General features: G+C 69.7%; 29 protein-coding genes. 7 read left to right on the top strand and 22 right to left on the bottom strand.

Annotated features, from left to right (window positions below; translation table 11 throughout):
* Positions 1-377: 377 nt before the first annotated feature.
* The 10 genes from JOF29_RS05175 to JOF29_RS05130 form a co-directional block, all read right to left on the bottom strand.
* Entirely contained in the window at positions 378-1,130 is a 753-nt protein-coding gene (locus tag JOF29_RS05175) for a hypothetical protein (RefSeq protein WP_209693089.1), read from the bottom strand.
* Positions 1,127-2,023, bottom strand: coding sequence for an ATP-binding cassette domain-containing protein (locus JOF29_RS05170; RefSeq protein ID WP_209693088.1), 897 nt, complete (start codon positions 2,021-2,023; stop codon positions 1,127-1,129). The genes JOF29_RS05175 and JOF29_RS05170 overlap by 4 nt, the downstream gene beginning before the upstream one ends.
* Positions 2,020-2,379 (bottom strand): GntR family transcriptional regulator, encoded by a 360-nt coding sequence (locus tag JOF29_RS05165; RefSeq protein WP_245357451.1) that lies wholly within the window; start codon positions 2,377-2,379, stop codon positions 2,020-2,022. The genes JOF29_RS05170 and JOF29_RS05165 overlap by 4 nt, the downstream gene beginning before the upstream one ends.
* Positions 2,380-2,433: 54 nt before the next feature.
* A complete protein-coding gene (locus JOF29_RS05160; RefSeq protein WP_209693087.1) occupies positions 2,434-3,153 on the bottom strand; it encodes a GOLPH3/VPS74 family protein in 720 nt (239 codons plus the stop codon).
* A complete protein-coding gene (locus JOF29_RS05155) occupies positions 3,146-3,355 on the bottom strand; it encodes a type II toxin-antitoxin system antitoxin (protein ID WP_209693086.1) in 210 nt (69 codons plus the stop codon). Before JOF29_RS05155 ends, JOF29_RS05160 begins: the two co-directional genes overlap by 8 nt.
* A gap of 9 nt (positions 3,356-3,364) precedes the next feature.
* The gene (locus tag JOF29_RS05150; RefSeq protein ID WP_209693085.1) at positions 3,365-4,264 is read right to left on the bottom strand and encodes an SPFH domain-containing protein; all 900 of its coding nucleotides are present in this window, start codon (positions 4,262-4,264) and stop codon (positions 3,365-3,367) included.
* A gap of 60 nt (positions 4,265-4,324) precedes the next feature.
* A complete protein-coding gene (locus tag JOF29_RS05145; RefSeq protein WP_209693084.1) occupies positions 4,325-5,023 on the bottom strand; it encodes an aminotransferase class IV in 699 nt (232 codons plus the stop codon).
* A complete protein-coding gene (gene pabB, locus JOF29_RS05140; protein WP_209693083.1) occupies positions 5,016-6,368 on the bottom strand; it encodes an aminodeoxychorismate synthase component I in 1,353 nt (450 codons plus the stop codon). The genes JOF29_RS05145 and pabB overlap by 8 nt, the downstream gene beginning before the upstream one ends.
* Positions 6,369-6,396: 28 nt before the next feature.
* On the bottom strand, positions 6,397-7,173 hold the full coding sequence (locus JOF29_RS05135) for a class I SAM-dependent methyltransferase (protein ID WP_209693082.1): 777 nt from the start codon (positions 7,171-7,173) through the stop codon (positions 6,397-6,399).
* Positions 7,174-7,260: 87 nt separating this feature from the next.
* On the bottom strand, positions 7,261-7,974 hold the full coding sequence (locus JOF29_RS05130) for an iron-dependent transcriptional repressor DtxR (RefSeq protein WP_245357919.1): 714 nt from the start codon (positions 7,972-7,974) through the stop codon (positions 7,261-7,263).
* A gap of 99 nt (positions 7,975-8,073) precedes the next feature.
* Between JOF29_RS05130 and JOF29_RS05125 the strand changes: the two genes are divergently transcribed.
* Genes JOF29_RS05125 through JOF29_RS05115 form a run of 3 tightly spaced genes read left to right on the top strand, consistent with a single transcriptional unit; the run spans position 8,074 to position 10,381 of the window.
* Positions 8,074-8,466, top strand: coding sequence for a GntR family transcriptional regulator (locus tag JOF29_RS05125; protein WP_165549724.1), 393 nt, complete (start codon positions 8,074-8,076; stop codon positions 8,464-8,466).
* Complete coding sequence (locus JOF29_RS05120) at positions 8,463-9,341, top strand: ABC transporter ATP-binding protein (protein ID WP_209693080.1); 879 nt, start codon at positions 8,463-8,465, stop codon at positions 9,339-9,341. The genes JOF29_RS05125 and JOF29_RS05120 overlap by 4 nt, the downstream gene beginning before the upstream one ends.
* Positions 9,338-10,381, top strand: a complete 1,044-nt coding sequence (locus tag JOF29_RS05115; RefSeq protein WP_209693079.1) for an ABC-2 membrane transporter-related protein — start codon at positions 9,338-9,340, stop codon at positions 10,379-10,381. The genes JOF29_RS05120 and JOF29_RS05115 overlap by 4 nt, the downstream gene beginning before the upstream one ends.
* Here JOF29_RS05115 and JOF29_RS05110 read toward each other — a convergent pair.
* The 3 genes from JOF29_RS05110 to JOF29_RS05100 all read right to left on the bottom strand — a co-directional run bounded on the left by JOF29_RS05110 (position 10,347) and on the right by JOF29_RS05100 (position 12,847).
* Positions 10,347-11,612, bottom strand: a complete 1,266-nt coding sequence (locus JOF29_RS05110; protein WP_209693078.1) for an APC family permease — start codon at positions 11,610-11,612, stop codon at positions 10,347-10,349. The genes JOF29_RS05115 and JOF29_RS05110 overlap by 35 nt on opposite strands.
* A 77-nt stretch (positions 11,613-11,689) precedes the next feature.
* Entirely contained in the window at positions 11,690-12,226 is a 537-nt protein-coding gene (locus tag JOF29_RS05105) for an HIT family protein (RefSeq protein ID WP_209693077.1), read from the bottom strand.
* A gap of 75 nt (positions 12,227-12,301) precedes the next feature.
* Positions 12,302-12,847, bottom strand: a complete 546-nt coding sequence (locus JOF29_RS05100; RefSeq protein ID WP_209693076.1) for a TetR/AcrR family transcriptional regulator — start codon at positions 12,845-12,847, stop codon at positions 12,302-12,304.
* An 88-nt stretch (positions 12,848-12,935) separates the two neighbouring features.
* Between JOF29_RS05100 and JOF29_RS05095 the strand changes: the two genes are divergently transcribed.
* Positions 12,936-13,253: a hypothetical protein gene (locus JOF29_RS05095; protein WP_209693075.1), complete on the top strand. Its 318-nt coding sequence runs from the start codon at positions 12,936-12,938 to the stop codon at positions 13,251-13,253.
* A gap of 371 nt (positions 13,254-13,624) precedes the next feature.
* Here JOF29_RS05095 and JOF29_RS05090 read toward each other — a convergent pair whose 3' ends face one another.
* The 5 genes from JOF29_RS05090 to JOF29_RS05070 all read right to left on the bottom strand — a co-directional run bounded on the left by JOF29_RS05090 (position 13,625) and on the right by JOF29_RS05070 (position 18,201).
* On the bottom strand, positions 13,625-14,461 hold the full coding sequence (locus JOF29_RS05090) for a class II fructose-bisphosphate aldolase (protein WP_209693074.1): 837 nt from the start codon (positions 14,459-14,461) through the stop codon (positions 13,625-13,627).
* Positions 14,462-14,516: 55 nt separating this feature from the next.
* Positions 14,517-15,431, bottom strand: coding sequence for a 1-phosphofructokinase family hexose kinase (locus JOF29_RS05085; protein WP_209693073.1), 915 nt, complete (start codon positions 15,429-15,431; stop codon positions 14,517-14,519).
* Positions 15,419-16,549, bottom strand: a complete 1,131-nt coding sequence (gene nagA / locus JOF29_RS05080) for an N-acetylglucosamine-6-phosphate deacetylase (RefSeq protein WP_209693072.1) — start codon at positions 16,547-16,549, stop codon at positions 15,419-15,421. The genes JOF29_RS05085 and nagA overlap by 13 nt, the downstream gene beginning before the upstream one ends.
* Positions 16,546-17,496 carry an ROK family protein gene (locus JOF29_RS05075; RefSeq protein WP_307863153.1) on the bottom strand — a complete coding sequence of 317 codons (951 nt, stop codon included), beginning with the start codon at positions 17,494-17,496 and terminating at the stop codon, positions 16,546-16,548. Before JOF29_RS05075 ends, nagA begins: the two co-directional genes overlap by 4 nt.
* 87 nt (positions 17,497-17,583) lie before the next feature.
* Positions 17,584-18,201: a TetR/AcrR family transcriptional regulator gene (locus JOF29_RS05070; protein ID WP_209693071.1), complete on the bottom strand. Its 618-nt coding sequence runs from the start codon at positions 18,199-18,201 to the stop codon at positions 17,584-17,586.
* Positions 18,202-18,439: 238 nt separating this feature from the next.
* Here JOF29_RS05070 and JOF29_RS05065 point away from each other — a divergent pair, with 238 nt between their 5' ends.
* On the top strand, positions 18,440-19,144 hold the full coding sequence (locus JOF29_RS05065) for a hotdog family protein (RefSeq protein WP_209693070.1): 705 nt from the start codon (positions 18,440-18,442) through the stop codon (positions 19,142-19,144).
* A gap of 263 nt (positions 19,145-19,407) precedes the next feature.
* Here JOF29_RS05065 and JOF29_RS05060 read toward each other — a convergent pair whose 3' ends face one another.
* Positions 19,408-20,109 carry a TetR/AcrR family transcriptional regulator gene (locus tag JOF29_RS05060; RefSeq protein ID WP_209693069.1) on the bottom strand — a complete coding sequence of 234 codons (702 nt, stop codon included), beginning with the start codon at positions 20,107-20,109 and terminating at the stop codon, positions 19,408-19,410.
* Positions 20,110-20,222: 113 nt separating this feature from the next.
* On the opposite strand from JOF29_RS05060, the gene JOF29_RS05055 reads away from it, so the two are divergent.
* On the top strand, positions 20,223-22,397 hold the full coding sequence (locus JOF29_RS05055) for an MMPL family transporter (RefSeq protein WP_209693068.1): 2,175 nt from the start codon (positions 20,223-20,225) through the stop codon (positions 22,395-22,397).
* Here the strand turns inward: JOF29_RS05055 and pdxH are convergent.
* Positions 22,346-22,987 (bottom strand): pyridoxamine 5'-phosphate oxidase, encoded by a 642-nt coding sequence (gene pdxH / locus JOF29_RS05050; RefSeq protein ID WP_307863152.1) that lies wholly within the window; start codon positions 22,985-22,987, stop codon positions 22,346-22,348. The genes JOF29_RS05055 and pdxH overlap by 52 nt on opposite strands.
* A 79-nt stretch (positions 22,988-23,066) precedes the next feature.
* Positions 23,067-23,669, bottom strand: a complete 603-nt coding sequence (locus JOF29_RS05045; protein WP_209693067.1) for a hypothetical protein — start codon at positions 23,667-23,669, stop codon at positions 23,067-23,069.
* Positions 23,670-23,814: 145 nt separating this feature from the next.
* On the opposite strand from JOF29_RS05045, the gene JOF29_RS05040 reads away from it, so the two are divergent.
* Positions 23,815-24,927: a citrate synthase 2 gene (locus JOF29_RS05040; RefSeq protein ID WP_209693066.1), complete on the top strand. Its 1,113-nt coding sequence runs from the start codon at positions 23,815-23,817 to the stop codon at positions 24,925-24,927.
* On the opposite strand, the gene JOF29_RS05035 is transcribed toward JOF29_RS05040, so the two are convergent.
* Positions 24,924-25,676, bottom strand: a complete 753-nt coding sequence (locus JOF29_RS05035; RefSeq protein WP_307863151.1) for an AraC family transcriptional regulator — start codon at positions 25,674-25,676, stop codon at positions 24,924-24,926. The genes JOF29_RS05040 and JOF29_RS05035 overlap by 4 nt on opposite strands.
* Positions 25,677-25,695 lie beyond the last annotated feature (19 nt).

The following is a 25,695-nucleotide window of genomic DNA, read 5'->3' as shown; positions in this document are numbered from 1 at the left end:
GAACGGATGCGCACCGGCCGGTTCGTCGTTTCCGGTACTGCGAAGTTCTTGTAGAGGCCAGATGGCGGGCCCCTCCGAGTATGAGTCGGAGGGGCCCGCACAGCTGAAGGATAGTGACGTCTCCAGCTTCCCGAGCCGGGTCCGTGGAGGCCGGCAGACCCCGTCACCGGTCTACCTCGGTGGGGATCCCCACCGCGAGGGCCCTCGGTTTCCGTTCGACCCGCTGCCCCGATCCGAAGCAACGTATCGACATTTCTACGCCCGTCGGCGAGGTCGGCACAAGCTTTTCCAGACATCAGATTGGGTCGTCCACAGTGATCGCACCACCATCCACAGGAACGACCCGAGTTATACACACCCCCTGTGCATAACTCGCCTTAGCCCTTAGGGGGTTTGACCGCCATCGGCTGCAGGATGCGGTACCCGGCGTACAGGCCGAGGGCGCTGACGACGAGGACCGTCGGCACGGCGACGGCGAGCGGCGGACGGTGGTAGCCGACGTTGTTCAGGATGCCCGCGAGCCACTGCGCGACCAGCAGCAGCTCGGCCGCCACGGCCGGCAGCAGCGCGAGCGGCAGTAGCATCACACCGCGCCAGAACCCGAGCCGGACGAACGTGATCCCGAGCAACCAGCCGGTCACCTCGTGGGACAGGATCATCAGGAAGTACTCCGCGAAGATCAGGCCGGCCTGCGACGGGTTGCCGAACAGGTGCGCGTTGGTCAGCTTGTCCGGCCAGCCCTGCCACGAGTACAACCCGCGTTCCACCTGGTAGACCAGCACCCAGAGCACCGAGGTGGCGACCGCCGCGCCGGTCAGATAGATGCCTGCGGCAACCGAAAACATCCGCCGGGTGACGCCCTGGGAGATCAGCAGCGAGAAGTACGCCGGGGTGATCGTGATGCCGACCGCCATCGAGAAGTACTTCGGCGACTGCGTCCCGTAGTCCCAGGCACTCGCGGTGACGCCGCCGGACACCAACTGGATGAGCAGCCCGACGACGAACAGCGCGAACACCATCACGGCCCAGTAGCCGACCAGCATCGGCCGCAGCCCGATCGCCATCGACAGCACCACCTGCTTCAGCCGCTGCGTGTCGGTGACTCCGCGCGGCAGCACCGCCGTACTCACGACTGCGCTCCCGTGAGGTGGACGAACAGATCCTGCAGGCCGACCGGACCGACTTCCAGGCCGGCCGCGGTCGCCTGGCCGAGCAGGGCCGGGTCGAGGTCGCCGAGGACGGTGGTGGACTTCGTACCGCCCAGCCGCTCCTCCGCGAGCACCGTGAACCCGGCGGTGAACTCGTCGACCGCCGCGGCCGGGCCGACGATCGAGGCGCCGCGGCCGCGGAGCGCGTCCACCGGCGACTGGGTGACCAGGCGGCCCTTGTCGAGGATCACGACCTCCTCCAGCATCGTGCTGACCTCGTTGACCAGGTGCGTCGAGAGCACGATCGTGCGCGGCACCTCGGCGTAGTCGGCGAGCAGCATGTCGTAGAACAGGTTCCGGGACGGGACGTCCATGCCCAGGTAGCTCTCGTCGAAGATCGTCAGCGGAGCGCGGCCGGCGAGACCGAGCACGACGCCGAGCGCGGACTTCTTACCGCGGGAGAGCTTCTGGATCTTCTTGTTCAGCGGGATCTCGAAGCGGTCCAGCAGCTCGGCGGCCAGGTCGGCGTCCCAGTACGGGCGGAGCGCCGCCGCGAGCCTGACCGCGTGCTTCACCGGCACACTGTCCGGTACGTCGCCGGACTCGCGGATCAGGCCCACCCGGCTGGTGACGATCGCGTTCTCGTACGGCTCCTGAGCTGCGCCGAGGTCACCGCCTTCGATCAGCACCCGGCCGGCGTCAGGCCGGCGGAACCCGGCCAGCGTCGCGGCCAGAGTGCTCTTGCCGGAGCCGTTCCGGCCGAGCAGCCCGTGGATCTTCCCCGGCGCCAGCCGCAGGTCGAGCCGGTCCAGCGCGGGCACCCCGGCGAACCGGACCGACAGCTCCTCGGTGCGCACAGTCAGCGCGGTGGTCATCGGGCCGCACCCCCGAGGTGCTGGACGATGTCCGTGAGCGGGATGCCGATCGCTTTGGCCTCCCGGACCATCGGGTCGACCACCTCGGCGAAGAACGAGTCGCGGCGGCCGGTCCGCAGCAGGTCGCGGGCGTTCGCGGCGACGAACATCCCGATCCCACGCTTCTTGTAGAGGATGCCGTCGTCGACCAGCTGCGCGAATCCCTTGGCCGCGGTCGCCGGGTTGATCCGGTAGAAGGCGGCGTACTGGTTGGTCGACATCACCTGCTCCCCCTCAGCGAGCGCACCGCTGACGATGTCGTTCTTGATCTGCTCGGCAATCTGCAGGTAGATCGGACTCCGGTCGTCGAACACCATCCACCCCCTTCCTCGGTCCATTAGTTGAGTGACGGACCGTAGCACCGTGGTGGGTCAGCCGGCGTTGGCGGACTGGAGAGACTTCTTCAGGGCCGGTACGGCGGGGCCGACGCGAACGGCGAGTTGCGCCAGGCGGTCCTTGTGGCGCGTGCTCTGGTCCTTGGTGACGACCGTACGCAGGTCCGCGGTCGCCGCGAGTACGACGACGGCCGCGTCCCGGAGGTCCACGCGGGACACCAACCGCGACGGCCGCAGCGTGTCCTGCGCGGTCCGCAGGACGTCACGCCGTACCAACGCGTGCCGGAGCGTGATGCGATCCGCCGGAATGATGCCGAGCACACGATGCGGCTCCACCTTGATCAGATGCGCGCGGGCGAGCTCGTCACGGACCTGGCGGACGGTCGCGCCACCCCGCCGATCGATCCAGTACCGCCAGCGCCGCGGCCCGACCGCCCGCAGCTCCTCCAGCACGCCCGCAAGCACAGGATCCAGCGGCACCGGGCCGCTGGTCACCCGGGCCCGCCCGTTGTCGTCATCGACGTTTCCGTTGAGCTGCAGGTCGACGAGCACAGCAGCCCGCAACACCTTCCCCAGCTTGGACCGAGCCGTCAGCCGGCCGCGCGCCGGATCGTACGCGAGCAGGAAAAGCCTTGCAGCCAAGGATTCCGGGGCCGCTGCGTTGCCGAGCGCAACGGTCTTGCGTGGTCGGGCAGGTCGCCTGGCCGGCGTCGAGCGTTCCGGCCGCCGTAGCGGCGTCACCACAGCTCTACTCATCCTCATCCTCCTTGGACGGGCGGCCCGGGCGGCGTTGTTTGGTCACGCCGGCCGGAAGGCGGCCGGCGTCGCCCAGGGCGCGACGAAGCAGGTACTCGATCTGGGCGTTGGTGCTGCGCAGGTCGTCGTTCGCCCAGCGGGCGAGCGCGTCGTGCACCGCGGGATCCAGCCGAAGCAGGACCTTCTTCCGTTCGACGGCCACGTCGACGACTTACTGGTACAGGGAGCCGGCGTTGACGACCGGTTGTGCGTCCCGATCGCCGCACAGCACGACCATCAGGTTGCTGACCATGGTCGCCTTGCGTTCCTCGTCGAGCTCGACCACCTGGTGCTCGGACAGCCGCTCCAGCGCCAGCTCGACCATGCCGACCGCGCCTTCGACGATCTGCCGCCGGGCCGCGATCACGGCGCCCGCCTGCTGGCGACGCAGCATCGCCTGGGCGATCTCCGGCGCGTATGCCAGGTGCGTGATCCGGGACTCGATCACCCGCACCCCAGCAGCCTGCACCCGGGCCCCGATCTCGGCCGACAGCTTCTCGGTGATCTCGTCGGTGCTGTCCCGCAGCGACAGCACGTCCTCCTCGGAGTGCACGTCGTACGGATAACTGTTGGCGATGTGCCGGACGGCGGTCTCGGTCTGGATCGCCACAAACTCGACGAAGTCGTCCACCTCGAACATCGCCTGCGCGGTGTCCTCGACCTGCCAGACCACCACCGCGGCGATCTCGGTCGGGTTGCCGTCGGCGTCGTTGACCTTGGCGACCGCGGTCTCGTGGTTGCGGATCCGGGTCGACACCTCGCGCCGGGTCGCGATCGGGATCACCCAGCGCAGACCGGTGGTCCGGACGGTCCCGACGTACTGCCCGAGGAACTGCAGCACCCGCGCCCGCCCCGGCGACACCGCGGTCAGCCCGGCGGCGACGATCACCGCGACCAGGAACACCAGGATCCCGAGCCCGACGATCCAGCCGTTCCCGGCGCCGAGGACGAGGACCACCACCCCGATCACCGCCAGCACGAACGCCAGTCCTACGAACGGCCACCCGTTCCGCTCCCAGCCGCCCCGCTCGACCACCTTCGGATCCGGCATCTCCACCACGACATCAGTCATCACACGCTCCTCTCGAATAGCCCAAAGGTAGCAAACTGATATCACATTTAGCAAGGCGGGTCAGGGCAGGCGGGTGGCGAGAGACTCCAGGTGGGTCTGCCACTCGGTGGAGTGCGAGTTGGGGAGCGGGTCGATGGGCGACGGGCCCCAGGCGTGGACGGGGCGGATGCCGTGCAGGGCGTTGACGAGCCAGACCTCGGTGGTGTTCCGCAGTACGTCGGGGGTGATGGGGTGCTCGGCGACCTCGATGCCCTGGGTGGCGGCGATCCGGCGGAGCAACTGGGCGGTGACGGACGGGAGGAGCGGGCGACCGGACGGCGGGAAGCAGAGCGTGTCGTCCTCCCACCAGGCGACGGCGGAGTACGCCGCCTCGAGCACCGTCCCGTCGGCGTCCAGCAGCAGGATCTCGTCCGCGCGGTCCGGTGCGGACTCCTTCAGCTTGCCCAGCAGTTCCAGGTCGGGCCCCTTCACCCGCGGCGCGGTCCGCGGATCCGGCCCTTCGTGTACGGCGACCCGCACCCGGCCCCCGGTCGGCGGCGCCGGCCGCAACTGCACCGCGAGGTCCCCGGACGCATGGAGCTCGAACCGCGGGAACCACCGCCCGAACCCGGGCAACCGCCCCAGCTGCTCGTCCCAGAACCGTTCCGCGGCAACCCCCGCCGCCGCACACGACCTGACGAACCGGTCCCGGTGCAGGTCCAGCCCCCGGACCTTGCCGTTGGCCACCAGGAACGAGTCCGCCACCACCAGGTCACTCATTGGCTCCCCCAACCGATCCGCCGACGGCAGCCGTTGCCTTCAGCACCATTTCGTCGTACTCCGCGACCGGGTCCGAGTCGAGCACGATCGCACCCCCGGCCCCGATCACGGTCGCGTCCGGGGTCAGCACCGCCGTCCGGATCACCACGCTCAGGTCCGCCCGCCCGTCCACGGTCAGGTAGCCGAGCGCCCCGGAGTACACCCCGCGCGCGCTCGACTCCAGCTCGTCGATGATCCGCATCGTCCGGATCTTCGGCGCCCCGGTCATCGACCCCGGCGGGAAACACGCCCGTACGGCGTCCACCGCGGTCACCCCGGCGCGCAGCCGTCCGCGGACAGTCGTCACCAGCTGGTGCACCGTGCGGTAGCTCTCGACCTGCATCAGCTGGGGCACGCTCACGGTCCCCGGGACGCTCACCCGGCCGAGGTCGTTGCGGATCAGGTCGACGATCATCAGGTTCTCGGCGCGGGTCTTGTCGTCCTCGGCCAGCGCCTTCGCGGCGAGCTGGTCCGCGACCGGGTCGTCGTCGCGCGGCGCGGTGCCCTTGATCGGGCGGCACTCGGCCCACCCGTCCGCGTCCACGGTCAGGAACCGCTCCGGCGAGGAGCTGGCCACCGCGAGGTCGCCGTACCGGACGAAGGCGGCGTACGGCGCCGGGTTCGCGGAGCGTTGCCAGCAGAAGAAGTCGAACGGGTCCGGGACGGCGGGCAGCCGGACGCGGTTCGTCAGGTTGACCTCGTACGACTCGCCGGCCTCGAGCTCCGCGAGCACCCGCGCGACGCCGGCCAGGTACGTCGTCCGGTCCTGTTCCAGGTGCGACTCGAGGTCGAGCCGGGCGATCGCGGGCGCGTCGACCCGTCCCATCCACCAGTTCGAGGCGGCCTCCTCGGCGCGGTCCAGCCACTCGTCGCCGCCGTCCAGCGCGACCAGGTACGTGCGGTCACGGTCGTGGTCGATGACGACGAACCGGTCTGCCCAGATCCAGAGCGCGTCCGGCGTCGTGGCCTCGTGCGCGGCCACCCCTCCGGTCAGCGCCTTCAGCTCGTAGCCGAAGTACCCGACGTAGCCGCCGCAGAACAGTCCGGCGAGCTCGGGCGGCGGCTCGGCGGCTCGCTCGGAGAGCAGCTCGTTCAGCTCGGCGAAGACGTCACCGTCGGCGACGTCCCGGGTGATGACCTCCGCACCTGCGCTGGTCCCGAGGACGGAGACGCGGCGGGGCGCCCTGTCGGTCAGGCTGCCGTCGAGCCAGAACGCGACCGGCTCGGCAGCCAGCAGCTCGCGGTAGACCGTCTCACCGTCGAGCGCCCGGTCGAGCGTCCGGACAGACCAGCGCAGCGCACTCACAGGCACACCGTACCGACACCGGGGAACCTCAGACAGTCAGTGCGAGCTTCGTCCGCATCGCGGTGATCCGGCGGATCGGGATCGCCACCTCGAGTCCGTCCTTGGACTCGGCCCGGTCCGCGAGCCAGGCGGCCGCGGTGTCCCGCCGTACGTCGGGAGTGCCGGGAAGGTACAGCGCGTTGACCAGGCGAAGAGCGTCGTCGCGGCTGCGGATCGTGTACACGTACCGCTCGCGCTGGCTCTCCATCACGTCGAACCCGGCGTGCTTCAGCTGATCCTTCAGCTCGGTGATCTCGCCACCCGCCGGGAACTGCGGCGTCGACCGCAGCCGGGTGGTCAGCCCGCTCAGCGTCCGGATGTCACCGCGCCGCAGCGGCCGGACGGCGGGCACGATCGCCGCCAGTACGCCGCCCCGCCGCAGCACCCGGGCCGCCTCCGCGAGCACGTCCGGCAGCGGCTGCAGCACCATCAGCCCCATCGAGCAGGTGACGACGTCGAAGACCTCGTTCGCGAACGGCAGGTGCAGCGCGTCCGCCCGTACCTTCGGGCCGGGCGCGCCCGCGAGCTGGGCCGGGTTGTTGTCGACGCCGACCACCCAGCGCCCGTGCAGCTCCCGCGCGACCGGCCCGTTGCCGCACGCCAGGTCGAGGACCCGGCGCGCCTCGGCGGACACCGCACGGACCAGCCAGCGGTACGGCGTGTGATCGCCGGCCACCGCACGGGACAGCAACGCCTCCGTGCTACCAGGTGTGGCGGTATGGAACTCCCGCAGGTACTGCGGCCAATCGACAGGATTCTCAGACATCGCGGCCCGACGCTACCGGCAGAACACCCGACGTACCGCATCGGGTGCAGTGCGTTAACCGAGAGTTGACGCTGGTCAGACGCCCGCTCAGACCCGGCTGACGAAGATGTGGCCGGCGGTCTCGTCGCTGATCACGCCGCCGGCCTCCCGGCTGCCGACCAGCACGCCCTCGGCGTCCAGCGTCGAGTCCACCTCGCGACCGGGCAGCGCGCCGGCCTTCCGCAGCACGGCCATCGCGCCGTCGTCGGTCTGCACCGGCTCGGCGATCCGGCGGACCAGCACCCGCACGCTCTCCCCGGTCGCGGTGTCGAGCACCTGGTCGAGCGGCTCGACGCCGATCCGGAAGTCCTCGATGCCGCTCGCCTGGCTGGTGGTCTGCAGCTCCTCCAGGCCGGGGATCGGGTTCCCGTACGGCGATTCGGTCGGGTTGCCGAGCAGCTGCAGCAGCCGCAGCTCGACCGCGTCGCTCATCACGTGCTCCCAGCGGCAGGCCTCGGCGTGCACGTCCTCCCACTCGAGCCCGATCACGTCGACCAGCAGCCGCTCGGCCAGCCGGTGCTTGCGCATCACCCGGACCGCCTGCTTGCGGCCGACGTCGGTGAGCTCCAGGTGGCGGTCGCCCTCCACCTTGATCAGACCGTCCCGCTCCATCCGCGCGACCGTCTGGCTGACCGTCGGACCGGACTGGTGCAGTCGCTCGGCGATCCGCGCCCGCAGCGGCAGGATGCCTTCTTCTTCCAGCTCGTAGACGGTCCGCAGGTACATCTCGGTGGTATCGATCAGCTCGCTCACGACAACCATTCTCACCTATGCAGGCAAGCCTTACCCAATTTCGCGCTCTTGACGGGCACTCAGCTCATATCTCTATAGTGCTAGTTACCTAGATGAATGAGGTAACTGATGATCGAGTTCCATCTGGACGGCCGGTCCGGGGTCTCGCCGTACCAGCAGATCGTTCAGCAGGTCCGGAACGCGTTGCGGCTCGGGCTGCTGCGTGAGGGTGACCAGCTGCCGACCGTGAAGGATGTCGTCGCGGCGCTGGCGATCAACCCGAACACCGTGCTCAAGGCCTACCGCGAGCTGGAACACGAAGGCCTGGTCCAGGCCCGCCCCGGCCGCGGCACCTTCGTCACCCGCACGCTCACCGACAACACCCTCGCCGCCCACGGCCCCCTCCGCCAGGACCTCCGCCGCTGGCTCGCGAAGGCCCGTAAGGCGGGTCTCGACGACGAGAGCATCGAGGCGTTGTTCCTGACAACCTTTCGGTCCGCCGCTCAGGAGGACATAGCATGACGAGCGTCCTGCAGGCCCACGGGCTGGGGAAGAAGTACGGGCGGCGCTGGGCGCTGACCGATTGCGATCTGGAGGTTCCGGCCGGGCACGTGGTCGGACTCGTGGGGCCGAACGGGGCAGGCAAGAGCACCTTCCTGAACCTCGCCGTCGGCATGCTCACCCCGAGCGCCGGGGCCGTCGAGGTGCTCGGGTCGGCGGCGGGCGCGCAGCAGGCGAAGGTGGGGTACGTCGCGCAGGACACGCCGACGTACGGGCGGTTGAGTGTCGCGGATCATCTGAAGCTCGGTGCGCGACTCAACCCGGCGTGGGACGACTCCCTTGCCCAGCAGCGGATCGAGCACCTCAAGCTGGACCCGAAGCAACGGGCCGGGCGGTTGTCCGGTGGGCAGCGCGCACAGCTCGCGCTCACGCTCGGGCTGGCGAAACGGCCCGAGCTGCTGATCCTCGACGAGCCGGTGGCCGCACTCGATCCGCTGGCCCGGCGCGAGTTCCTGCAGGACCTGATGCAGGCGGTCGCCGAGCAGGAGCTCAGCGTCGTACTGTCCTCGCATCTTGTCTCCGACGTGGAACGGGCCTGCGACTACCTGATCGTGCTGGTCGACTCGCGGGTGCAGGTCAGCGGCGAGATCGACACGCTGCTCGCCACGCACTTCCGGATCACCGGTCCGCGGCGCGACCAGAAGGACCTGCCGCGGGACCAGCACGTCGTCACAGCGAGCCACACCGACCGGCAGTCGACGTACCTGATCCGGACCGACGGGCCGATCCACGATCCGGCCTGGACGGTCTCCCAACTCACGCTCGAGGACCTCGTGCTGGCCTACATGGGCCGCGACGTACAGCCCGAGCGCCCGGTCCTGGAGGTACACCGATGATCTGGCTCACCTGGCGGCAGTTCCGGGTCCAGTTCCTCGTGGTGGCGGCCGTGATCCTCGCGGCCGTGGTCTTCCTCGCGGCGACCGGTCCCGGGCTGCTCGCCGAGTACCACCGGGCGGCCGGCAACTTCCTCAACAACCTCGGGTACGAACGCCTCAACCCGATCCTGTACCAGTTCGGCATCGTGCTGCCGTACGTCGTCCCTCCGGTGATCGGCGCCTTCTGGGGCGCACCGCTGGTCGCCCGCGAACTGGAGACCGGCACGCACCGGCTGGTGTGGAGCCAGAGCATCCCGCGGTCGCGCTGGCTGGCCGTCAAGCTCGGCGTCACCGGACTGTCCGCGGTCGGCGTCGCCGGACTGCTCAGTCTCGCGGCGACCTGGTGGTCGGCGCCGATCGACCGCGCGCTCGACGCCGGGCAGGACTCCAACATCTACCTGCCGCGGATGTTCCCGATCACCTTCGGCGCCCGCGCGCTGGTGCCGATCGGGTACGCCGCGTTCGCGTTCGCGCTCGGCGTCGCGGTCGGCCTGGTGGTACGCCGTACAGTCGTCGCGCTGGCCGTCACGCTCGCGGTGGTGATTCTCGTCGAGGTCCTGGCGCCGTCGCTCATCCGCCCGCACCTGATGAAGCCGACCGACCTGTACATCGTCGCCACCGCGCAGAACCTGCGGGGGTTCGGGACCAGCGGCGCCGGCAGCAACCCGGTGACACAGATCGAGGTCGCGACCGGCGCAGTGGCCGCGTGGAAGCTGTCCGACCGGACCGTCGACAAGTCGGGCAAGGAGCTGAGCGGCGTGCCGAGCTGGACAACGCAATGCGCACCGGGCGGCGCCGGACCGGGCATGTCGGCACCGAACGCGGCCGAGCAGAACGCCTGCTTCCAGCGGCTCGCGGACGAGGGGTACAAGCAGCACGTCAGGTACTTCGCGGCGGACAAGTTCTGGGCGTTGCAGTGGCGGGAGTTCGGGTTCTTCGTGGTGCTCGCGTTGCTGCTGACCGGTTTCAGCTTCTGGCGGATCCGGCGCGACCTGTCGTGAACCGGCGTACCAGCAGCCCGGCGGCGAGAACGGCCGCGGCGACGAGCGCGGACGTCCACGGCAGGGTGACCGCGAGGACCACGCAGCCTGTCAGGCCGAGGACGTTCACCGCGCGTGGCCAGCGCCGCTGGTCGGGCGGCTGGGTGAACGCGGAGGCGTTCGCGATCGCGTAGTACAGCAGGACGCCGAACGACGAGAAGCCGATGACACCGCGGAGGTCCGTGGTGAGGACGAGGATCCCGACCACCACGGCGAGTGCGAGCTCGGCGTGGTGCGGGACCTGGTAGCGGGGATGTACGGCGGCCAGCCAGCGCGGCAGGTCGCGGTTGCGGGCCATCGCGAGTGTGGTGCGGCCGATGCCGGCGATCAGGGCGAGCAGGGCGCCGAGGCTGGCCAGCGCGGCACCGATCCGGACGACCGGTGCCGCCCAGGCCGCACCGACCCCGTCGACCGCGGCCGCGAGGGGCGCCGCGGTCGACGCGGGGTCGCCCGTCCTGAGCAGCGCGAAGGCGACCGCGAGGTAGATGCCGATGGCAACCACCAACGCGATGCCGATCGCGCGCGGGATGGTCCGGGCGGGGTCGCGGACCTCCTCTCCCATCGTGGCGATCCGCGCATACCCGGCGAACGCGAAGAACAACAGCCCGGCTGACTGGAGCACGCCGTACGGCGAGGTGCTCGTGGTGCTCGTGGTGCTGTGGTGAGTCGGGTGGCTCGAGTACAACAGCACCAGCACCACCGCGAGCACCAGCAACGTGCAGGTGACAAGAACCCTCGTCAACCGGGCAGTCCTCGTAACACCCCGGTAGTTGACCCCCGCCAACACCACAACCGCCGCCAACGCAACCACCCGCTGAAGCCAGTGCTCAGGCACGACGTAGGTAGCAAACGTCAACGCCATCGCGGCACACGAGGCAGTCTTCCCAATCAGAAAGCACCACCCGGCCGCGAACCCCCACCACTCCCCCAGGCGCTCACGTCCGTACACATACGTCCCACCCGACACCGGGTAAACCGCAGCCAACTGCGCCGACGACACCGCGTTGCAGTAAGCAACAACCGCCGCAACCACCAGCCCCACGATCAACCCAGATCCAGCAGCCCGAGCAGCAGGCGCCCAGACGGCGAACACCCCCGCCCCGACCATCGAGCCGAGGCCGATCACCACGGCGTCCCCCACCCCAAGCCGCCGCGCCAACTCGGGCCCGGCCTTCGCCGAGTCAGCGATCATGGGGCCTCCCGGCCAGGACTGAGGAGCGGAGGAGCGAAGCGACCAGAGCGGCGAGGGAAGGCCGGGAGGCCCCATGATCACGCCGGCGCCGAAGGCCCGGCAGAAAGTAGAGCCGCGATCTTGGCTTCGGCATCGGCGACCACCTCCTTGGGGGCTTCGGGCAGCACGTTCGCCCACAGGGCCAGCATCTCCCGCTTGGCCTCGAGCATGCCCAGCGGCCGCGGGAACAACCAGACGTGGAAGTGAGCGGAGCCGTCACCCCAGCGGTACACGTGGACCCGGGCGATGTCGCCGAGTCCGAGGATGGCGCGTTCGATGCGGGCGACCACCGGGCCGTAGCTCTGGGCGAGTTCGTCCGGCAGGTCGGCGAACGAGTCGTGGTGGCTCCGGCTGGCCAGCCACACCACGCCGGGGATGGTGACGCCCGTGGCGCGGCACAGCACCCAGTTGTCGTCGTACCAGATCGGCTTCTCGTGGTCGGAGTGTTCGAAGTCGGCCAGCCAGTCACACAGGCTGCAAGGGGCGCCGCCTGGCTCGCCGACGCGCGGCGGTTCGGGGATCACGCGGGGCTGCGGTTCGAGGCGGACCAGCGGTTCGGCGTACGGAAGAGTCATGGCGATCTCCAGCGCAAGACGGTGATGATCCCGCCAGTGAAACATGCATGTTGCAAGAAACGCAACAGCCATGTTTCATGCCTCGACGACGCCGCGCAGTACCAGGTCGAGCGTGAGCCGCCGCGCGCGCGACCGCGACCAGTGGTGCCGGCCGCGCATGTGCACGTAGGTGAAGGCCGCCGACACCAGCAGCACCTCGGCGACGTCGCCGATCCGCCCGTGTGGATGCAGCGTCCCGTCCGCCTCGCCGTCGCGGAGGAACCGTTCGAACGGGTCGAGGAACGACACCGGCCCGTTCCGCGCCTGTTCCTGGTGGAAGACCAGATCCGACGACAGCATCAACGGCAGATGCCGGTCGATCACGTCGAACAACGCCTCGAGCGTCCGGACCAGCCCTTCTCGTCCCGTACCCGAGCCGGTCAGCACCGGCCACATCGTGTCCCGGTAGTCGTCGGACAACGCGTCCAGCAACGAGCTCAGCAACGCCTCGACCGTGATCCCCTGCCGCCACAACGTCACCCGGGACCGGCCGACCTGCTCCGCGACCCGTTCCAGCGTCACGCCCGCCCAGCCGTGCTCGGACAGGACGGCGATGGTCGCCGTACGCAGCGTCTCGTCCACTCGCGACCCCTTGCCCTTGTGCAACACGGTTGTTGCACTGCACGATGACTGTACCAAGCGACGAAGTGTCACCCGGGGAGGCAACAGCGTGAACAGTCGAGGCGACGGCGTGGACGACCGGAGCAGTCGGATTCAGGGTCGAGGGGGCGCGGGCCTGAACAGGACCGAGGTCCGGGTGCAGTTCACCGAGCCGGAGCGAGCCGGACTGGCGGCGCTCGCCGCCGGGCTGCGCGGAGTAGCCGAGTCCGACCTCTCCGAGGAGGACGCGCTGGTCGCGGCGCTGGAGCACGCCCTGACTCGCCTGATCGACGACTTCGAGGTACCGGACCCGGCCGCCCGTGAGGAGGTCCAGCGAGCGCGCGACGACCTCCGCGCGCACTGGATCCGCGGCGCCGCAACCCTCTGACCTTCCCTCCCACTCACCGCCGCCTCCTCCCCGCACCAACTCCTCCCCGCACCAGGGGAGATCCACCTCACCTCCCATCGGCAGTCGTGCCGACGGGGCCGGATGATCAGGGCCGGATGGTCAGAGCCGGTGGTGCCCCGGGGTTGGCCCTCGAGATGGCGGGTTGGCTGGTCACATGCCGGGTGCCAACCCACAACCTCAGAGGTCAACCCAACACCGCCGCGCCGAACACCCCGCGCCAAGCACGACCGCGCCGGTGCTTCGCCAAGCGAGCTCCTGAGGGCACCTGCAGTTCGACAGTACGTACATGTCCACTGGCGCACCGGCGAACCTGCCCCAGGCGTACGGCAGTGGGCGCCGTGGTTGGTGGGTCAGACGGCCCGGAGTACGCCGAGTAGGCGGGCGACCTCGGTGGCGACGGCGTCGCGGGCGGGGCCCAGGTACTTGCGGGTGTCGACCAGCTTCGGGTTGTCCGCGAGGACCTCGCGGACCACGCCGGTGAAGACGTTGTTGAGGTGGGTGGCGATGTTGACCTTGGTCATGCCGGCCTCGACGGCCCGGGTGAGATCGGCGTCGGCGACGCCCGACGAACCGTGCAGCACCAGCGGCACCGGTACGACGTCCTTCAGCTGAGTGATGAGGTCGAAGTCCAGGGTTGCGGTGCGCTCGGTCATCGCGTGGGAGGAGCCGACCGCGACCGCGAGCGCGTCCACCCCGGTGGCCTCGGCGAAGGCGAGAGCCTCGGCGGGACGGGTCCGGGCTCCGGGCGCGTGGACGCCGTCCTTGCCGCCGACCTCGCCGATCTCGGCCTCGACGAAGACGCCGTGCTCGTGGCAGAACGCCGTGACCTCGGTCGTCGCGGCCACGTTGTCGGCGTACTCCAGCTTCGACGCGTCGTACATCACCGATGTGAAACCGAGCGTCACCGCCTCGGTCACCAGGTCGCGGTCCATCGCGTGGTCCAGGTGGACGACGACCGGCACCTTCGCATCGGCCGCGGCCGCAAGTGTCGCGACGCCGATCGGCTTCAGCGCGCCGTGGTACTTCACCGCGTTCTCGCTGATCTGCAGGATCACCGGCGCGCCGGCCTGCTCGGCGCCCGCGATCAGCGCGGTCGCGTGCTCCAGCTGGATCACGTTGAACGCACCGACACCCCGACCCGCCTTCGCAGCAGCCAGAACAACCTCAGCACCGGATACCAACGGCATTGGAACTCCCTCGCTCAAACCTCACCTGAGGTCTTTCCCCGAAGGGAAAGTTGATTCAATTGACAGTGACCTGTGGTTGCCAGCGCCGATAAGCAGCGAGATCGATGTCTCCGGCAACGGGCGTCAGCACCGCCGCGGCGGATGCGGCAACGGCGGACTTGAGTACGACGGACCAGTCCGGCTCCGGCGCCTCCGCAACGGCCGCCGCGACCACCGCCGTACACGCATCCCCCGCACCAGTCGGGTTTCCGCGGACGGTCTCGACCGGCGACGCCCGCCACACGCCTTTCTTGCTGGCGGCAACCATCCCGCGCGGCCCGTCGGTGATCACGGCCGCGGTCGCACCGAGCGCGACCAGCTCCGACGCGCCTTCCTCGACCTCGACATTCCCCACGGCGGCGCGCAGTTCGGCCGCATTCGCCCGCACCACCGCGCCCGCCTGAGCCGCGGCCTTCAGCGCGTCTCCCCCGGCGTCGATCACCGACAGTACGTCGTGATGCCGCGCCCGCACAGCGAGTTCGGCGTACGCGTCGACCGGAATCCCCGGCGGCAGGCTGCCCGAGCACGCGAGCACCCCGAGCCGCCCCCACGGCATCCGGTCGCCGAACGCCCGCCACTCGTCCGCACTCACCACAGGTCCGGCTTCGTTGAAGATCGTCGCGTCCCCGTCCACATCGTTGACAACGGCAACGGTACGGCGGGTCTCGCCGGCGATCGGGGTGAGCAGAGCGGTCAGCCCCGCGTCGAACAGCTCCTCCGCGACCAGCTCCCCCGTCACGCCACCGACGAAGCCCAGCACCAGCGCCTGATGCCCGAGGGTCGCGGCGACCCGGGCGACGTTCACGCCCTTGCCACCCGCGCGTCGCCGGATCCGGTCCACGCGGTGACTGCCGCCGACCCGCAGCTCGTCGACCTCGTAGGTCACGTCCAGCGCGAGGTTGAGCGTCACGGTTCCGATCAGTCCAGCCACGAACCCGCCCGCATCACCTTCTGGACGGCGTACTCGGAGTCCAGCAGCACCAGGTCCGCCCGCTTGCCGGTCTCGATCGAGCCCACGTCGTACCAGCCGAACGTCTGCGCCGGAGTCGTCGACGCCATCCGCGACGCGTCCACCAGCGAGACGCCGGACTTCACCGCGTTCCGGAACGCGACGTCCATGGTGAGCGTGGACCCCGCGATCGAGTGGCTGCCGTGTGCGAGCGTCGCGAGGCCGTCCTTGACGTCGACCTCGAGGCTGCCGAGCATGTACCGCCCGTTCGGCATGCCGGTCGCGACCATCGCGTCGGTGATCAGCGCGATCCGGTTCACCCCGGCCGCCGCCAGCGCGACCCGGACCACCTGCGGGTCCAGGTGCATGCCGTCGTTGATCACCTCGAGCAGCAGCCGCTCGTCGTTCAGCGCGGCACCCACCGGACCGGGGTCGCGGTGGTGGAACGGCCGCATCCCGTTGAACAGGTGTGTCGCGACGGTGGCACCGGCATCCGCGCCGGCGACCATCTGCTCGTACGTCGCGTCCGTGTGCCCGAGCGCCGCGACCGCGCCCGCGTCGACCACCTGGCGGATCGCGTCCAGCCCGTTCTCCAGCTCCGGCGCGATCGTCACCATCTTGACCGCGTCGCTGAGCACCTGCGCGACGTCGTCCTTGAGCGGCGGCCGCAGCAGCGACGGCTCGTGCGCACCGCAGCGCGCCTCGGACAGGAACGGTCCTTCGAGATGGACGCCCGCGACCACGCCGTCGGTGATCAGGTCCGCGAGACACGCGGTCTGCGCGACCAGGTCGTCGAGCGACGCGGTCACCAGGCTCGCCATCGTGGTCGTCGTACCGTGCTTGGCGTGAAAGGCCGCGACCTTGCGCGCCTCCTCGGGGTCGGTCGTCGAGTACGTCGACCCGCCGCCGCCGTGCGTGTGGATGTCGACGAAGCCCGGTACGACGGTCACGTCGCCGAGGTCCTCGGGCCGCTTGCCGTCGGCCGGCATCCCCTCGGAGCGCCGGCCGAACGACCGGATGTCCTCGCCGTCCACCTGGATCCAGGCGTTCTCCAGAACGTCGTCCGGCGTCACCACCCGGCCCACCCGGTACGTCGTCATACCGTCTCCTCCTCATGCGCGCGGTCCCAGGCCATCTGCGCGGCGCCGAGCATTCCGGCCTCCTCGCCGAGCACCGCCGCCACGATCTCCGGCTCGCGCTGGAACGTCAGCCGCGCATGCACACCTTCGCGCAACGGCTGCAGCAGCGTTTCACCGGCACCGATCAGACCGCCGCCGATCGCGATCCGGGTCGGTGCGACCAGTGTCGTGTAGAGGACCAAAGCGTCGACCAGCGCGGTCAGTGCGTCCTGCCAGACCAGGGCGGCATCCGGGTCACCGGACGCGAGCAGCTCCATCACCTCGCGGGCGCCGTCCACGGTCCGCCCGGTCCGTGCGGCGTACCGCCGGGCCAGCGCCGCCGCGGACGCGACGGTCTCCAGACAGCCCCACTGGCCGCAGGCGCACAACTCGGCGGCGTCGCCGTGGATGAACTTCGAGTGACCGAGCTCACCGGCGTACCCGTCGCCGCTGACCAGCGATCCGTCGACGATCATCGCGGCCGCGATCCCGGTGCCGAGCGGGAGGAACATCGAGTTCGTGGTGCCGGCCAGGGCGCCCTGGCGGAACTCGGCGTACCCGCCGGCGCGGACGTCATGGGCCAGCACGATCGGGACGTTCGCGCCGACCGCGGCCGTCAGCTCGGCGAGGACCGGCGTACCGACCCACTCCAGGTTCTCGGCGCCGACGGTGCCGTGCTCGGCGTCGATCACGCCCGGTACGACGACGCCGATCGCGCGCACCCGGTGCCCCTCGGCGGTCGCCTTCTGACCGAGCTCTATGACGGTCTCCAGCAGCGCGTCGAGCACGGCGCGGCCGCCGTCGCGGGCATCGGCCCGGGGCGTCGGCCTGGTCTCGCGGTGCAGCACCGCACCGTCGGCGGCGACCAGGCCGCACTTCATCCGGGTTCCACCGAGGTCGACGGCAACCACGACTTCACAGGGGTCCACAGAGCGCCATTATGCAGCGTTGACCCCAGGTTCGAACATCCATGAGCAAATCCCGGACAACTTGGACAAACTGCCCAGGACCAATTGCTACGAGCCGAGGCCGTGGTGAAAGGCCGCCACCAGGAATGTCACCAGCCTCTCGGCGAGGTTGCCCGGGGCCTCTGCACCGGGCGCCGGAGACAGCGCCTGGGACTGATGCAGCGCGAGCAGGCCTTGCATGTTCAGGTACCCGAAGGCGACCGCGTCCGGCGACGCCTGCGGGAGCGCCCGTCGCAGCGCCGCCAGGTACCTGCTCTCGACCGGGTCCGACTCGGCCGCGTACAGCTCCCGGATCCGCCGGCTCGGGTCGAACGCGATCCGCCCGATGAACCGCGCGACCACCGCGCCGCGCTCGCCACGCCGCAGTACCAGCTCCAGACCGGGCTCGACGAAGGCCCGGATGAGTTCCTCCGGCGTCGGCTCGCCGGCCGTCTCCAACTGGTCCAGCCGGCGCCGCCGTTCGGCGTTGACCGGCGCCATCGCGCGGGCCACGGCCGCGCGCAGCAACGCTTCCTTGGAACCGAAGTGGTAGTTCACCGCCGCGATGTTCGCGGCCGCCGCGACCGTGATGGCCCGCAGCGACGTCCCCTCGTAGCCCCCTTCGCCGAACCGTTGCTCGGCGACGTTGAGCAACCTTTCCCTGGTCGTTTCGACCGGTGTTTCCACAGAGTTCTCCTTCCCCCCGGCTACCGCCCGCGCAGGCACCCCACCTGCTCACGCGCAGTAGTCTGCAGTCAGCATAGTTCAAACGGTCGTTTGAAAAGCAGGGTCCAGCCCGGTTATCTCCGAGAAATCCTCAGATTTCCCGGAACCCCTTTCCTTCCCATCGCCCACTCCCTTCACACCTCCACCACGGCCCGTGCGCAGGCGGGTGGAATCTGTTAATGCTCTAGGGTCGTGGGCCATGAGTTTGGTGCGGGTCGAGCGGCGGTTCCAGGGGCCGGAGCGATCGGGGAACGGCGGATACGTCGCCGGTCTGGTCGGGACCGCGGCACAACTGGACGGGTCGCAGGTGCCCAAGGTGACGCTGCGGATGCCGCCGCCGTTGGAGACCGACCTCGACCTGTCGGCCGGCCGGCTGACCGACGGCGCGGCGCTGGTCGCCGAGGCGGTGCCGGTCGACAGTGAGTTCCTGGCCGACGCGACGATCGACCCGGTGCCGCCGGCGGAGGCCCGCGCGGCCGAGGCGTCGTACCGCGGGCTGCACGACCACCCGTTCCCGACCTGCTTCGTCTGCGGACCCGCGAACCAGCGCGGCCTGCGACTGAAGCCCGGCCCGATCGGCAGCGGCCGTACGGCGTGCACGTGGCAGCCGGCCGCCGACCTCGGCACCGACGGCCTGGTCGACGAGGTGTTCCTGTGGGCGGCGCTGGACTGCCCCGGCGGCTGGACGATCGACCTCGAAGGACGTCCGTCCGTACTCGGCCAGCTGACCGCCTGCATCGACGCCCGCCCGCAGATCGGCGAGGAATGCGTCGCGCTCGGCCGCTACCTCGGCGAGGACGGCCGCAAGACGTTCACCACCAGCACGCTGTACGACGCCGACGGCCGTGTCCTCGCCCGCGCCAAGCACACCTGGATCACGGTCGACCCGGCTGCGTTCAACTAACCGCGAAATCCGGTTGAAGGGCGAACCGGGCGGCAGTAAGTTCTCAGTACACGCGAAGGGAGGTGGTCCAACGCATGAATTGCTATCGGACTCGTGAGGTGGCGGCGGGCTAACCGCCAACCACAAGTTAGTGGGCATGTGGTCGGCCAATTCAACGCCAGCCACCGGGCCCGCGGGCAGTCAGGGAGTCCGCCTGACCCTGAGTTCGGCCACCCGGTCGTGTCTCTGGAAGCGCCCGCGGGCTTCTTCTTTTGAAGGCGCGGTTACCGTGGTTCCGGGCAGTCCAGGCCGAGCGCCTGGCCGATCTCGAAGAGCTGTGCCTCGAAGTACGCGGCGGCATCCGGAAGCACCCAGTGCAGCTGGCCGAAGACCTCCATGCAGATCAGCCCGTAGAGCCTGGTCCAGTAGTTCAGCGACAGGTAGATCGCGCCGGCCGGCATCCCGTGGAAGTGCTCCGACTCGGCGGTCAGCTGCTCGACCAGGACGGTCCCGAGCTGCTCGTCGGTCGGATGCGGGAACGGCTTCTGGTGCCAGATCTGCGCGACCAGTTCCTTGAACAACCCCCCGAACCGCATCGCCGCCTGATGCCCGGGCGTCACCTCGTGCTCGTCGTCCTCCGGATTCGGTACGGCGGTGCCGAACACCAGCCCGAACTCCGCCGGATGGGCGAGCGCCCAGTCCCGGAGTCCGTTCGCGAGCAGGAAGAGCCGGTTGCTCAGGTCGATGTCGCCGGTCTGCAGGCTCAGCAGCGCGGTCGTGAGCTCGTCGTACAGATCGGCGATCAGCGCGCTGATCAGCGCCTCGTGGCTCGGGAAGTACCGGTACAGCGCGGGCGGGGTGAGGCCGAGCTCGCGGGCGACCGCGCGCAGGCCGACCGCCGGCGTACCGCCGGAGACCAGCAGCCGGCGGGCGGCCGCCTTGATCTCCGCCAGCGTTGCCGCCCGCCGCCGGTCCCGGCTCACCACTCGAAGACACTCCTTGACATCGGCATGGGTCCGGCGCCTAGAGTGAACACTGTTAACAGTTAACACTGTTCACTCGACGCCTTTCGCTCAATCTACGCCTTTCGGGAGAGTTCGTGTTCGAGACGCTCGGCCACTTCACGTACCGGCGGCGCCGTCTGGTGCTCGCCCTGACCGGGGTCTTCGTGGTGCTCGGGCTCGCCTGGGGCACCGGCGTGTTCGGCTCGCTGGCGAACGGCGGCTTCGACGCGCCGAACACCGAGGCCGCGAACGCGGTCAAGACCATCGAGCAGAACGTCGGCCGGACCGGCACCGACGTGATCGTGCTCTACCGCAGCCCGACCGGGACAGTCGCGGATCCGGCGTTCCGGCAGGCGGTCGAGCAGCACCTGTCCGCGCTGCCGTCCGCCGACGTGACCGGTGTTGCGACGTACTGGAGCACCAAGTCGCCGGCGTTCGTGTCGAAGGACCAGCACAGCACGTACGCCGTACTCACCCTGGCCGGCGCTACGCCGGAAGACCGCCTGACGACGTTCCACAAAGTGTCTGAGCAGCTGCGGTCACAGGCGCACGGGCTCGACACCAAGGTCGGCGGCGAGGTCGCGGTGTTCGACGAGGTGAACACGCAGACCGAGCACGACATCGTGAAGGCCGAGACGATCTCGACGCCGATCGTGCTCGTGCTGCTGGTCCTGGTCTTCGGCGGTCTGGTCGCCGCGTCGCTGCCGCTGTTCGTCGGCGCGCTGGCGATCCTCGGCGCGTTCGTCCTGCTGCGTGGGCTGTCCGCGGTCACCGACGTCTCGATCTTCTCGATCAACATCGTCACGATGATCGGGCTCGGGCTGGCCATCGACTACGCGTTGTTCATCGTCACCCGGTTCCGCGAAGAGCTTGCGCACGGCAACGATGTCGAGACCGCGCTGACCGCGACGATGGCCACCGCGGGCCGGACCGTGGCGTTCTCCGGGATCACCGTCGGCGTCGCGATCAGCAGCCTGGTGCTGTTCCCGGTGATGTTCCTGAAGTCGATGGCGTACGGCGGTGCGGCCGCCGTCGCGATCGCGATGATCGCGGCTCTCACCGCACTACCGGCGCTGCTCGGGGTGCTGGGGCACCGGGTGAACAATCTGCGGATCTTCAAAGCCCGTAAGGCTTCTGCCGAGCATGGCGCGTGGTACCGGCTCGCGCACAGCGTGATGCGGCGGCCGGTGCGGTACGTCGTCATCCTCGTCCCGCTGCTGCTCGTGCTGGGCATCCCGTTCCTGAGCGCACAGCTCGGCGGGGTCGACCACAGGTCGTTGCCGGCCGGTGCGACCTCGCGGACCGTGACGGAGACGCTGCAGCGGGACTTCCCGGGTGCGGGCGGGTCGGACATCTACGCGGCAGTGCGGTTCTCCTCTGCTCCGACCGACCCGTCTGCGGCGTTGGCGCCGTACGTCGCTCGACTGCAGCAGGTGCGGGACGTGGAGAGCGTGCGGCTCGGTGGGTATGCGCACGGCGTCGCGTCGGTCGTCGTACACACGCACTACACCGGGCAGGAGTTGCCGGCGCGGGATGTCGTCCACGGGGTGCGTGCGGTGCCGGCGCCGTCGGGTACGCAGGTCCAGGTGGGTGGAGAGAGCGCGGGGGTGATCGATCTGCTGCACGTGTTGAAGGAGCGCGCGCCGTACATGGCCGGGTTCATCGTGATCGTCACGTTCATCCTGCTGTTCGTTGCCTTCGGCTCCTTTGTGTTGCCGTTGAAGGCCTTGGTGATGAACGTGCTGTCGCTGTCCGCGGCGTTCGGGGCGATGGTGTGGATCTTCCAGGAGGGACACCTGTCCGGGTTCCTGGACTTCACGCCGGCCGGGTTCCTCGACGCGACCAACCCGGTGCTGCTGTTCGCCGTACTGTTCGGGCTGTCGATGGACTACGAGGTGTTCCTGCTCAGCCGGATCCGGGAGGAGTACGACCGGACCGGCGACAACACCCAGGCGGTCGCGCTCGGGCTGCAGCGGACCGGCGGGATCATCACCAGTGCGGCGTTGCTGCTGATCATCGTGGTGGCGGCGTTCTCCACCTCGGGCATCGTGTTCGTCAAGATGATCGGCGTCGGGCTGGTGATCGCGATCGCGCTGGACGCGACCATAGTTCGGGCATTGCTGGTCCCCGCGACGATGCGGCTGCTCGGCCGCGCGAACTGGTGGGCGCCGACGCCGCTGGCGCGCTGGTGGAAGTCACACGGCTTCCGGGAGGACGATCAGGGCTGGAGCCGGACCAGTTCCCAGGAGCCGGAGCCAGCGCGGCGGTAAGCCAGCCGGTCGTGCAGCCGGCCGGTGCGGCCCTGCCAGAACTCGAACGCCTCCGGGGCGACCAGGTAGCCGCCCCAGAAGTACGGCGTGGAGATCTCGGTGCCCTCCGGCCACTGCCGTTCGTACGACTCGTACTGGAGGTCCAACTCCTCGCGGGACTCCACCGGCCGGCTCTGCTGGGACGCCCAGGCACCGAGCTGTGACCCGCGCGGGCGGGTAGCGAAGTACTCGTCGACCTCGTCGGTGGGCAGCTTGGTCACCGTCCCTTCGACTCGGACCTGACGCTCCATGGCGTGCCACGGGAACACCAGCGCGCAGTGCGGGTTCGCGGCCAGGTCGTCTGCCTTGCGGGACTGCTGGTTGGTGTAGAACACGAAGCCACGCTCGTCTATACGCTTCAGGAGTACCGTCCGCGCGGACGGGCGCCCGTCGGCGTCGGCCGTGGCCAGCACCATCGCATTCGGCTCGGCCAGGCCTGCCTGCCGCGCCTGGTCCAGCCAGGTCTCGAACTGTACGACGGGGTCCGCCGCCACCTGGCTCTCCAGCAGCTCACCGAGCCCGTACGTCTCCCGCATCTCCGCAAGGTCCACACGACGAGCCTACGTTCGCCGGAACAACCTGCGATCCAGCGGGGTAAGAGGTCGGCGCGTGGTTGCTGGAGGCACGTAGTTATCGCCGCGGTTGCTGCCCTGGGTACTGCGGGGGCTGCTGCTGGCCCGGGTCCTGCTCGCCCGGGTACTGCGGTGGGTACTGCTGCTGTGGTGGTTGCGGTTGCTGGCCCGGGTAGCCGCCCCACTGTTGCTGCGGTTGCTGCGGTTGCTGCGGGTAGCCGGGGCCTTGCGAGAGCTTCGCCAGCTTGGCGTCCTGAGCCCAGCGCCGGATCCCGACCAGCAACAGCGGAATGCCGAACAGGACGGCCGTCCCGTCGAAGAACACATACGCCCCGCCGATCCGCGACCCCGAGAACTCGAAGAGTCTGACCAGGTCGACCGCCTGCCGGATCGGCAGCAGCATGACGGCCAGCCCGACCACGCTCACCAGCAGACCCGTACCGGTGGTCACACCCGCACCGATCGACGGCAGCATCATCAGCACACCCAGGACGACCGCGATCGCCACCAGGAGCGCCAGCCACGGCAACTGCCCGAAGTCGTTGCGGTACAGCTGCACCCGCAGCATCAGCCGGTTGATCGCGAACGCCGCGCCGACCATCCCGACGTACGTGGTGACGACGCCGATCACTAGCCCAACGGCGGGGAGGGGCTTTGCCATGATTCGAGACTACCGGTCCACCTTCCCCGACCGGCCGAACCGGTCACAAAGCTGTCCGGCCGTCGGCGCGGAGAACTATGCTGCCTGAGCGCCCAGGGTGCGCGGGCTCTCCTGGTGGGCCTGCGTCCTGACATTAAGGAGTCGTATGTCTGATCCGAGGACCGAGGTGCAGCACGGGCTGGAGGGCGTGATCGCGTTCGACACGCAGATCGCCGAGCCGGACAAGGAAGGTTCGGCGCTCCGGTACCGCGGTGTGGACATCGAGGACCTGGTCGGCCGGGTGCCGTTCGAGAACGTCTGGGGCCTGCTGGTCGACGGTGCGTTCACACCCGGCCTGCCGCCGGCCGAGCCGTTCCCGCTGCCGGTGCACACCGGCGACATCCGGGTCGACGTACAGTCCGCGCTGGCGATGCTCGCACCCGCCTGGGGTCTGCGGCCGCTGTACGACATCGACGACAGCCAGGCCCGCGAGGACCTGTCCCGCGCGGCGGTGATGGCGCTGTCGTACGTCGCGCAGGCGGCCCGCGGGATCGGGCATCCGATGGTCCCGCAGCGTGAGGTGGACAAGGCGACCACGATCACCGAGCGGTTCATGATCCGCTGGCGCGGCGAGCCGGACCCGAAGCACGTTCGCGCGGTCGACGCGTACTGGACGTCCGCGGCCGAGCACGGCATGAACGCGTCGACGTTCACCGCGCGGGTGATCGCGTCCACCGGCGCCGATGTCGCCGCGGCGCTGTCGGGTGCGGTCGGCGCGATGTCCGGTCCGCTGCACGGCGGCGCACCGGCCCGGGTGCTGACGATGATCGAAGGCGTCGAGCGTTCCGGCGATGCCCGGGCTTACGTGAAGGGCCTGCTGGACGCGGGCGAACGGCTGATGGGCTTCGGGCACCGCGTGTACCGCGCGGAAGACCCGCGCGCTCGCGTGCTTCGTCGTACGGCGCGTGAACTGGCCGCCCCGCGGTACGAGGTGGCCGAGGCGCTGGAGCAGGCCGCGCTGGCCGAGCTGCGCGAGCGGCGGCCGGACCGGGTGCTGGAGACCAACGTGGAGTTCTGGGCGGCGATCGTGCTGGACTTCGCGGAGGTGCCGCCGCCGATGTTCACGTCGATGTTCACCTGCGCGCGGACCGCGGGCTGGAGCGCCCACGTCCTGGAGCAGAAGCGCACCGGCCGGCTGATCCGCCCGTCCGCGATCTACTCCGGCCCGTCCTCCCGCCCGGCCGACTCGATCGAGGGCTGGAATCCCCACTGGGCCTAACGGTCCTGGCTCGGACTTCGACCGGTGCGTTGTTTGTACTGGCGGCTGAAGTACGGGACGTCGGTGTAGCCGAGGGCGGCGGCCGTCGCGGTGACGGTCATGCCGCTCTCGGTGAGCAACTGGTGGGCGCGGTCGATCCGCGCCTGGATCAGGTACTGCGCCGGTGACATCCCGAACTGTTTGATGAAGCGCCGGGTGAACTGGGCCCTGCTGAGTGCGGCACGGCCGGCCATCTCGCTGACGGTCCAGTCGTGGCTCGGGTCCTGCCGGAGCTGCCGGGCGATCTCGTCGACGGCGGAGTCCGTCACGGTCCGGCCAGGGTGGTGGACAGCGTCCCAGATCAGCGCGACGAGCTGCTCGAGGCACAGCTCGGCCTGATGCCGGCCGAGCGGATCACCCCGGCGGTACGACGCGTCGCTGGTCCGGGCGAGGACGCCGAGGAACTCACGGTCCAGCACCTCGCCCCAACGCGGATCGGGGGCGGCGGTGGAGGCCGTCTCGAAGTGCATGCCGAAGACCAGCAGACGCCGGTGCGGGTCGTGTGTCGCCCGGGGCTCGTCGCCGGGTTGGAAGACCGCGCAGACGCCCGGGTGCAGCTCCTGCCGCCGGCCGGCGAGCTCCAGCTCACCCCGTCCGTCGAGCACACACCACAGCAGATGATCGGCGAGCGGCCGCGACGTCCAGGACCAGCTCGGCTCACAGCGCCAGAAGGTCGGCGCGGACATCTTCTCGAGGTGAATGCGCTGCACCAAAAGTTCAACTCCTCGC

This window comes from Kribbella aluminosa, from assembly GCF_017876295.1.
GTDB lineage: Bacteria > Actinomycetota > Actinomycetes > Propionibacteriales > Kribbellaceae > Kribbella > Kribbella aluminosa.
This window is presented reverse-complemented; position numbering and strand designations above follow the sequence as displayed.